We start from the raw sequence: 1319 nt of genomic DNA on the forward strand, positions 1-1319 counted from the left end.
GGGAGTGGGAGGGCGGTCCCCGCGGCGTCTACTCCGGCGCCTTCGGCCGCCTGGGCTCGGACGGCTCGCTGGACCTCGCGATGACCATCCGCCCCCTCGCCTCCTGGCTGATCGCGCTCGTCGCGACCGGTGCCCTGCTCTTCGGCGCGACCCCGGCCCTCGCCGCGGAGAACCCGCAGAAGCCCCTGTCCTCTTCCGAGGAGGCGCCGACCGGCCTCGCTCCCGCGAGCGAGTCGCCCGAGGCCGCCCAGCAGACCGCCCGCGCGGCCGTCAGCTACTACAACGCCCTCGTCGGCGGCGAGGAGCTGGCCGCCGGACAGCGGATCGTCTCGGGCACGAACGGCTACTCGTTCCGGATGCAGACCGACGGCAACGCGGTGGTCTACGACCCGCAGGGCCGCCCCACCTTCGCGACGAACACCCAGGGCCGCGGCGACCACCTGGTCATGCAGACCGACGGCAACATGGTCGTCTACTCCGCCAAGGGCGGCCCCGTGTGGAGCACGAACACGATCAACGAAGCGGGCGCCTCGGTGATCATGCAGCCCGACGGCAACCTCGTCGTCTACCGCGAGAACGGCTCGCCCGCCTGGGCGAGCAGCGTCCGCCGCGTCATCGCCGAGCCGGTGACCGACACGCTGTTCACGGAGCAGACCCTCCGCCCCGTCCACCAGCTCACCTCCGCCGACGGCCGCTTCAGCGCCGTCATGCAGAACGACGGCAACTTCGTCGGCTACGGCCCCCAGGGCGCCGTCTGGGGCACCGGCACCGGCGGCTCCGGCAACCGCATCACCATGCAGAAGGACGGCAACGCCGTCATCTACGGCTCCGACGGCTCCGTCAAGTGGTTCTCGGGCACGCGCGGCAAGGACCTCCGCCTGGGCATCAACAACGCCGGCTCGCTGATCATCGTGAACCCGTCCGACGACGTGATCTGGACCAGCCAGGCCGCCTTCCCCTCGACCACCCTCTACGCGGCGAACTCGCTCGAGGCGGGCAGCTTCCTCCGCTCCGCGAACGGCGTCTACCGAGCGGTGATGCAGGCGGACGGCAACTTCGTCGTCTACGGCAAGAACGGCCCGATCTGGGCGTCGAAGACCACCCGCGCAGGCGGCTTCTTCGCCCTCGACACCAGCGGGCAGATCGCCGTGGGCACCGAGACGACGAGCGGATGGTCGGTCGTCCCGCCCGCCGCGTCGGTCGGCCCCTACAAGCTCGTCATGCAGGACGACGGCAACCTCGTCGAGTACGACGCGGACGGGCGCCCGGTCTGGGCGAGCGGCACGGTGGCCGACCCGGGCGGCGAGCTGCGGATGCAG

1 protein-coding gene is annotated in these 1319 nt (G+C 71.6%); it reads left to right on the forward strand.

Annotated features, from left to right (window positions below):
- A partial coding sequence (locus C5D36_RS17305) for a hypothetical protein (RefSeq protein ID WP_104296295.1) occupies window positions 1-1319 on the forward strand: 1319 nt, incomplete at both ends.

The sequence above is a fragment of the Rathayibacter sp. AY1C6 genome, from assembly GCF_002931535.1.
Taxonomy (GTDB): Bacteria; Actinomycetota; Actinomycetes; order Actinomycetales; family Microbacteriaceae; genus Rathayibacter.